Source organism: Nonomuraea terrae (assembly GCF_004348995.1).
Lineage (GTDB): Bacteria > Actinomycetota > Actinomycetes > Streptosporangiales > Streptosporangiaceae > Nonomuraea > Nonomuraea terrae.
The window spans coordinates 1-6,802 of record NZ_SMKQ01000318.1; the positions used below are offsets into that span (position 1 = coordinate 1).

Here is a 6,802-nt window from a genome sequence, read left to right on the forward strand (position 1 = left end):
ACGTCCAGGTGGCCGTGCGGGGCCCGGCCGTGGAGCAGGTGCAGCAGGTGTTCTGCGAGCGCTGGGACGACCCGGCTCCCGAGACCCGCGATCCGCTGCGCCGCTTACGCGACCGCCTCAGCCGGCTCGACGACGCCCCGCGCCTCCCGCCGGCCGCTCCTCCCCCGCCGCCGGCCGGCCGCCACCACGTGCAGCTGCTGCGGACGTATCCGGCCCGGCGCGGCGGCTACCCGTTCGCGCCGCGCGGCGAGCGCAGCATCGCGCACGCCTACCACAAGGTCCTGGACCGCGCCCGTTCGCTGATCTACCTGGAGGACCAGTACCTGTGGTCCACGGACGTGATCGAGCCGTTCGCCCGGGCCCTGGAGCGCGAGCCGGGGCTGCGCATGATCGTGGTGGTGCCCCGCCATCCCGACCAGGACGGCTGGCTGGCCGGCCCGGCCAGCCTGATCGGCCGCGCCGACGCGCTGCGCCGGCTCCTGTCAGCGGGCGGCGATCGCGTGGCCGTCTACGACCTGGAGAACCACCGGGGCACGCCGGTGTACGTGCACGCGAAGGTCTGCGTGGTGGACGACGTCTGGGCCGCGGTCGGTTCCGACAACGTCAACCTGCGCTCGTGGACGTACGACTCGGAGCTGAGCTGCGCCGTCCTGGACGAGCGGGAGGATCCCCGGCCGCCGTACGGCGCGCTGCGGTTCGCCCGGGATCTGCGGCTGGACCTCATGGCGGAGCACCTGGACCTGCCCGGCGAGCGGCGGGACGAGCTGTGCGACCCGGTGGCGGCCTTCGACGCGTTCGCCCGCTCGGCGGCGGCGCTGGAGTCCTGGCACCGGTCCTCGCGTACGGGTGAGCGCCCGCGCGGCCGGCTGCGGCCGCATCCCGCCCCGCGTCTGTCGCCGGCGCGGAAGGTGCTCGCCATGCCGCTGTACCGGTTCGCCGTCGACCCCGACGGCCGTCCGCCCGCTTTGCGACGCTCGCGGGAGTTCTAACCCGATATGTGGATCGTGTCCTTTTTGTTGTTGATCCGCAATCATGAATGGCGATCACCCAGAATCAAGCCATGAGCGAAATTCGCCCCGCCTGATCTACAAAAACAATGTGACGCCGCTCACAACAACCAATATCCATTCTCTTCGGATGATCGGCGATAAGACGGACACGATCACATTGTGGTTATCGAACCCGGATCTTCTTCTGCCGATCCGGCACCCGCTGCGCGGCCTCGTACGCGGCGTCGCGGACCTCGTTCATCCAGCCCGCCGGACGTACCCCGGGAACCTGCCGCAGCAGCGGGTTGAACCGGGTCGGCAGGTCGGCGTCCGTCATGGGCGGGGCGGTGAGCTCGATCTGGCCGAAGAGCCGCCACGGCCCGCTGGGCGCGGCGGCGGCGAGGTCGAGCAGGAGCGGCCCTTCGTCGGCGGCCCGTACGAGCGCGTCGAACGTGGCCGGCAACGGCCGCTCCCGCTGGAGCAGCGCCCCGAGCACCAGCCGCCGGCCGGCCGCCTCATACGGGAACAGGGACGTGTACATGCCCGTCCACCGGGTCGCCGGCCGGAGCAGCCGTCTGCCGAGCGGGGTGTGACCGGTCGTGGCGAGCAGCAGGTCGGCGGTGGCGTCCTCCTGGTGCCAGCGCAGGGCGAGGCCCAGGATGTCGGGCAACGGCGGTGGCAGGCCCAGAGAACGGGAGAAGCGGGCGAACCCGTACACGTCCATCCGGTGGTCCAGGAACGGCGCCCCCCAGGGCTGTGGCGTGCCGTGCAGGCGCAGGCGGGCCTCGAAGAGCACACCGGCCGGGTGGAGCGGCCGTCCGCGCCTCAGGCGCGCGGCGGCGCCGAAGGACGCGGCCAGCGCGGTCCGCGTCGCAGGCGTCCACACCCCCTTGCGGGGCCTGCCCTCCACCACGGCAACCCAGCTACCCCGGGCAGGCCAGGGAAATCTCACCGCGCGGGAGAGACCCTCTGAGACGCCGAAAGGCCGGTCCCACAGGGGAACCGGCCTCTGAACGATGGTGGGCGATACTGGGATCGAACCAGTGACCTCTTCGGTGTGAACGAAGCGCTCTCCCGCTGAGCTAATCGCCCGCCCTGCCGGCTCCTTGGCGGTGCCGACGGGGAAAACCATACCGCACTCTGGCACCTGCTGGCGAAGCGAAATCGTCCCGAGGGCGATCACGCAGGCCACCGCCCCCGGCGGCGCCGGGCTCCCCAGGGCTCGGGCGAGCGTCCAGAGGGGGCACTCAGAGTGATTCGGGTGAAACGCGGCGGTTGCCCATCGGCACGGCCGGTGGGTGGCATACCATCGTCCTGTCCCGGAAGGCTCCGGCCACGATCTTTACGCGAGAAACGTTCATGGACGGGCCGTCCGGGGCAGGCTCCAGAGCACGCAAAACCCTTGTAAATACGACCCGATTGATGCCGTTTAGCCAGGTGTATGCCTAAATGTCCAGCTGTGATGTGCGTTACAGAAGGCCCCGGAAGCGGAATCTTTCCTACTGGTTTCTTCGTTCCGCGTCATAGCTCAGGACGAAGTCCGTCAGAGCAGCGAAAGCCCCGAAGAGGGGACCTACGACAAAAAGGTTTGGCTGACGATGAACAGCACCACCGTCTCCGCCGAGCTTGGCCTTCGGCTTGTGGTCCCCGACCGTACAACCGTCCCCCTGCTCGCCGGACTGAGCTACACAGCCGACGACCCTTACGCCATCCGCATGGCCTTCCACGTAGGGAATGACGAACCGGTCGAGTGGATCTTCGCCCGCGAGTTGCTGACCGTGGGCATCGTGCGGCGTGTAGGCGACGGCGACGTGCAGGTCTGGCCCGCACGCGCCGACGGCGAGCGCACCCTGCACATCAGCCTGACCTCGCCGTTCGGGCAGGCGCTCTTCGAAGTGCCGCTGGCCCCGCTCACGGAGTTCCTGCACCGCACCTACGAGAAGGTGCCGGCGGGGCGCGAGACCGACTTCATGGACCTCGACGCCGAGCTGACCAACATGCTCTGGCCGTCCTGACCGGTTCGCTTCGCTGAAGGCGTAGTCGTCCGGCTCCCTCCACCGAGGGGGCCGGACGTTCACGTCTGAGGGCACGTCTGAGGGCACGTCTGAGGGTCTGAGGGCACGTCTACGACAGCGCCTCCAGGGCCTGCCGCATGCGGTCGATCTCGATGCCCTGTCCCGTGTGCACGTCCCTGGCCAGCAGGCGCATCCGCTGGTCGCGGCCGTTGGCGAGCTGCTCGCCCGCCATCTTGACCGCGCCCTCGTGGTGCCTGGTCATGAGCCGGAGGAAAAGCCGGTCGAAGGCCTTCCCCCTGGCCGCGCGCAGCGCGGCCAGCTCCTCCTCGGTCGCCATCCCGTAACCGGCGGCGTGCGTGTGCGCGTGGCCGGCCGGCGGGGTGCGGCCCAGCTCGGTCAGCCAGCCGGTCATGGCGTTGACCTCCGGGGACTGCGCGGCGGTGATCCGGCGGGCCAGCGCCCGCACGGTCTCGGTGGTCGTACGGGCCTCCACCAGCGAGGTCATCTCCAGGGCCTGGCGGTGATGGGGGATCATCCCCTCGGCGAAACGCACGTCGGCGGCGACCGCCTGCGACGGCGTCTTCCCGACCCGCTCTCCCGGCGTCGCCGTGCGCGCGGGCGCCCCAGGGCTGCCCGGCACGATGACCGGCGCCTCGGTGCCGACCGGCGACGGCGCCGGCGATCGGGAGGACTGTGGCGAGCAGCCAGCTATGAGAAATGTCGCCATAACTGTGATAAACGCCGTACGCTTCCGCGAACCTGCTGACATAGCTTCCATAGTGAGCTACTAGACAAAGGGGATGCGCGTTGATCTCTGCCACGTGGCGCGGAGCATTGCTGGGGACGGTGCTGCTGCTGACGTCGGCATGCGCCGCGGAGGGGCCCACCGGTGAGCAGTCGGCGCCCGCGAGCCCGACGCAGCAGACCGGCGCTCCCCCGTCGCCCGGCGCGTCCGCCGGTGACGAGATGAGGAGCGACAACGTCACGCTCGTCGCGAACGTGCCGCGGACGGCTCCGTTCAACGGCGAGGACGACTTCAACACCGACCTGGCCTTCCAGGGCGAGTACGCGTACGTGGGCAACTTCGGGGGCTTTTCGATCTACGACATCGGCGACCCGGAGAATCCGGAGCTGGTCAGCCAGGTGGCCTGCCCGGCGCAGCAGAACGACGTGACCGTCTACCGCGACCTGCTGATCCTTTCGATCGACGAGCCGCAGGGCGGCGAGGGGTGCGACTCGCCCCCGGGCCCGCCCGCCTGGGAGGGGCTGCGGCTGTTCGACATCAGCGACAAGGCCGACCCCCAGTACGTCGGCGCCGTCCAGACCGACTGCGGTTCCCACACCCACACGATGATCCCGGAGGGCGACACGCTCTACGTGTACGTCTCCTCCCCCGGCCCCGAGCCGCAGTCGGTGACCTGCAGGCCGCCTCACGAGCTCATCCAGGTCGTGGAGGTCCCGATGGACGCGCCCGAGTCGGCGCGCGTGGTGTCCAAGCCCAACCTCTTCCCGCAGCGCGGCAACGAGACGCTCGCCTCCGGCTGCCACGACATCACCGCCTACCCGGAGAAGGACGTGGCCGCGGCCGCCTGCTTCGGCGACGGCGTGCTGCTCGACATCTCCGACCCGGTGCAGCCGACGGTGCTCCAGGTGCTCACCGACCGCGAGAACTTCGAGATCTGGCACTCGGCGACGTTCAACAACGACGGCACGAAGGTCGTCTTCGGCGACGAGATGGGCGGCGGCGGCCAGGCCACCTGCGACCGCAACACGCCGAGCACCAAGGGCGCCAACGCGATCTACGACCTGGTGGACGGCCAGCTGCAGCAGCGCGGCTACTTCAAGATCCCGCGCGAGCAGCAGCCGGACGAGAACTGCGTGGCCCACAACGGCTCGCTGATCCCGGTGGCGGGCAAGGACATCATGGTGCAGGCGTGGTACCAGGGCGGCGTGTCCGTCTGGGACTTCACCGACTCGGCGAACCCGCGGGAGATCGGCTACTTCGACCGGCCGCCGTACCCGGCCGGGGGCATCGCCGGCTCGTGGTCGGCGTACTACTACAACGGCTACATCTACTCCAGCGACATCAAGGCCGGCCTCGACGTCCTGCGGATCGAGGACCCGCTGACCGACCCGGCCGAGCAGGTCACGATGGAGGACTTCAACGTGCAGACGCAGAAGTCGTACTGACCGGTCACCGGGCGGCGGGTCCCGCCGCCCGGCTGCTGTCAGGGGTTGAGGTCGACGGCGGAGCGCTCGGCGAAGACGCTCATGGCCTTGGCCGTGATGGGGCCGGGCGCGGCCGGGATCGCGGTGTCGTCGACCAGGCGGATCGGCTGGACGTCGCGGGTGGTGGAGGTGAGGAACGCCTCCTCGGCGGCGTACACGGCCTGGAGGGGGACGTCGACCTCCTCGCCGCCGCACCATTCGAGCACCAGCGCCCGCGTGACGCCGGCCAGGCAGCCGGACTCCAGGGTGGGCGTGAGCAGGCGGCCGTCGCGGACGATGAAGATGTTGGAGCCGGTGCCCTCGCACAGGTTGCCGGCGAGGTTGCCGAAGATCGCCTCGCCGCCGCCGCGCTTCTTGGCGTACTGCAGGGCCTTGGCGTTGTCGCCGTAGGAGGTGCTCTTGACGCCCGACAGGGCGCCGCGCTCGTTGCGCGGCCAGGGCACCACGGTGACGGCGGCGGTCGCGGGGAACGGCTTCTGCTCGTCGACGATGACGACGGCGGTGGTGCCCTGGTCGCCGCGGTCGGAGCCGAGCGGGCCCGGGCCGCTGGTGTAGGTGACGCGGATGCGGCCCAGCTGCCAGGCGGGCGCGGCGTCGAGCAGCTTGGCGATGCCGTCGGCGATGGCCTCGAGGTCGGGCTCGGGCAGGTCCATGCGCTGGGCGGAGAGCGCGAGCCGGTCGAGGTGACGGGTGAGCGCGAACGACTTCCCGCCCACGATCTTGATGGTCTCGAAGACGCCGTCTCCGACCATCAGGCCGTGGTCGAAGACCGAGACGCTGGCCTGCGCGGGGTCGATCAGCTCCCCGTTGACCCAGACAGGGATGTTCATTCAGTTCCTCCTGTGGATGCCAGTGCGATGAGCCTGGCGGCTTTGAGCTCGGTCTCGAGCCACTCGCGCCCGGGGTCGCTGCCCCAGGTTATGCCCGCTCCCGTGCCGAACCGGATCTCGCCGGCCGAAATCCAGAACGTCCTGATGCCTACGGCCAGCGCCGCCGTGCCCCGGTCGGCGTCGACCCAGCCCACAGCCCCACAGTACGGCCCCCGGGGAGCGGGTTCGAGCTCATTGATGATGCGCAGTGCTGACGACTTGGGTGCGCCCGTGACGGAGCCGGGCGGAAAGGTCGCCGCGAACAGCTCCGGCCAGCCCGCGCCGGGCGCGAGCCTGGCGCGCACGGTGGAGACGAGGTGGACGAGCCCCGGGTGCTCCTCGACCGCGCACAACGCCGGCACCTCGACCGAGCCCACGGCGGCGACCCGGCCGAGGTCGTTGCGGACCAGGTCGACGATCATGACGTTTTCCGCGTAGTCCTTGTCGAGGAGGTCGGCGGCGGTGGCGCCGGTGCCCTTGATCGGCCGGGACTCGACGACGTCGCCGTCGCGCGACAGGTAGAGCTCGGGCGAGGCCGACACCACGCTGAGCCCGGGGATCGAGATCACGCCCGCGTACGGGGCCGGGTTGCCCGCGGCGAGCCGGGCGGCGAGCGCGAGCGGGTCGGCGTCGTCGAGGACGGGCGCGGTCAGGACGCGGCAGAGGTTGGCCTGATAGACCTCGCCCTGCTCGATGTAGT

7 protein-coding genes and 1 tRNA gene are annotated in these 6,802 nt (G+C 70.3%); 3 read left to right on the forward strand and 5 right to left on the reverse strand.

Annotated features, from left to right (window positions below; genetic code table 11):
• The coding region (locus tag E1286_RS44925) for a phospholipase D-like domain-containing protein (protein WP_246075691.1) at nucleotides 1-989 on the forward strand (989 nt) is incomplete at its 5' end.
• Between the two features lie 184 nt (nucleotides 990-1,173).
• Here the strand turns inward: E1286_RS44925 and E1286_RS44930 are convergent.
• Together E1286_RS44930 and E1286_RS44935 are read right to left on the reverse strand one after the other, a co-directional pair.
• On the reverse strand, nucleotides 1,174-1,899 hold the full coding sequence (locus E1286_RS44930; protein WP_132623180.1) for a hypothetical protein: 726 nt from the start codon (nucleotides 1,897-1,899) through the stop codon (nucleotides 1,174-1,176).
• A 107-nt stretch (nucleotides 1,900-2,006) separates the two neighbouring features.
• Nucleotides 2,007-2,081, reverse strand: a tRNA-Val gene (locus E1286_RS44935).
• A 506-nt stretch (nucleotides 2,082-2,587) separates the two neighbouring features.
• Between E1286_RS44935 and E1286_RS44940 the strand changes: the two genes are divergently transcribed.
• Nucleotides 2,588-3,004, forward strand: coding sequence for an SsgA family sporulation/cell division regulator (locus E1286_RS44940; RefSeq protein WP_020547189.1), 417 nt, complete (start codon nucleotides 2,588-2,590; stop codon nucleotides 3,002-3,004).
• 109 nt (nucleotides 3,005-3,113) lie between these two features.
• On the opposite strand, the gene E1286_RS44945 is transcribed toward E1286_RS44940, so the two are convergent.
• Nucleotides 3,114-3,731 carry a DUF305 domain-containing protein gene (locus E1286_RS44945; protein ID WP_132623182.1) on the reverse strand — a complete coding sequence of 206 codons (618 nt, stop codon included), beginning with the start codon at nucleotides 3,729-3,731 and terminating at the stop codon, nucleotides 3,114-3,116.
• Nucleotides 3,732-3,811: 80 nt separating this feature from the next.
• Here E1286_RS44945 and E1286_RS44950 point away from each other — a divergent pair, with 80 nt between their 5' ends.
• Nucleotides 3,812-5,194 (forward strand): LVIVD repeat-containing protein, encoded by a 1,383-nt coding sequence (locus E1286_RS44950; protein WP_223190925.1) that lies wholly within the window; start codon nucleotides 3,812-3,814, stop codon nucleotides 5,192-5,194.
• A gap of 38 nt (nucleotides 5,195-5,232) precedes the next feature.
• Here E1286_RS44950 and E1286_RS44955 read toward each other — a convergent pair whose 3' ends face one another.
• The gene (locus E1286_RS44955) at nucleotides 5,233-6,063 is read right to left on the reverse strand and encodes an aminotransferase class IV (RefSeq protein ID WP_187368324.1); all 831 of its coding nucleotides are present in this window, start codon (nucleotides 6,061-6,063) and stop codon (nucleotides 5,233-5,235) included.
• On the reverse strand, nucleotides 6,060-6,802 hold a 743-nt coding region (locus E1286_RS44960), incomplete at its 5' end, for a chorismate-binding protein (protein WP_132623184.1). The genes E1286_RS44960 and E1286_RS44955, both read right to left, overlap by 4 nt.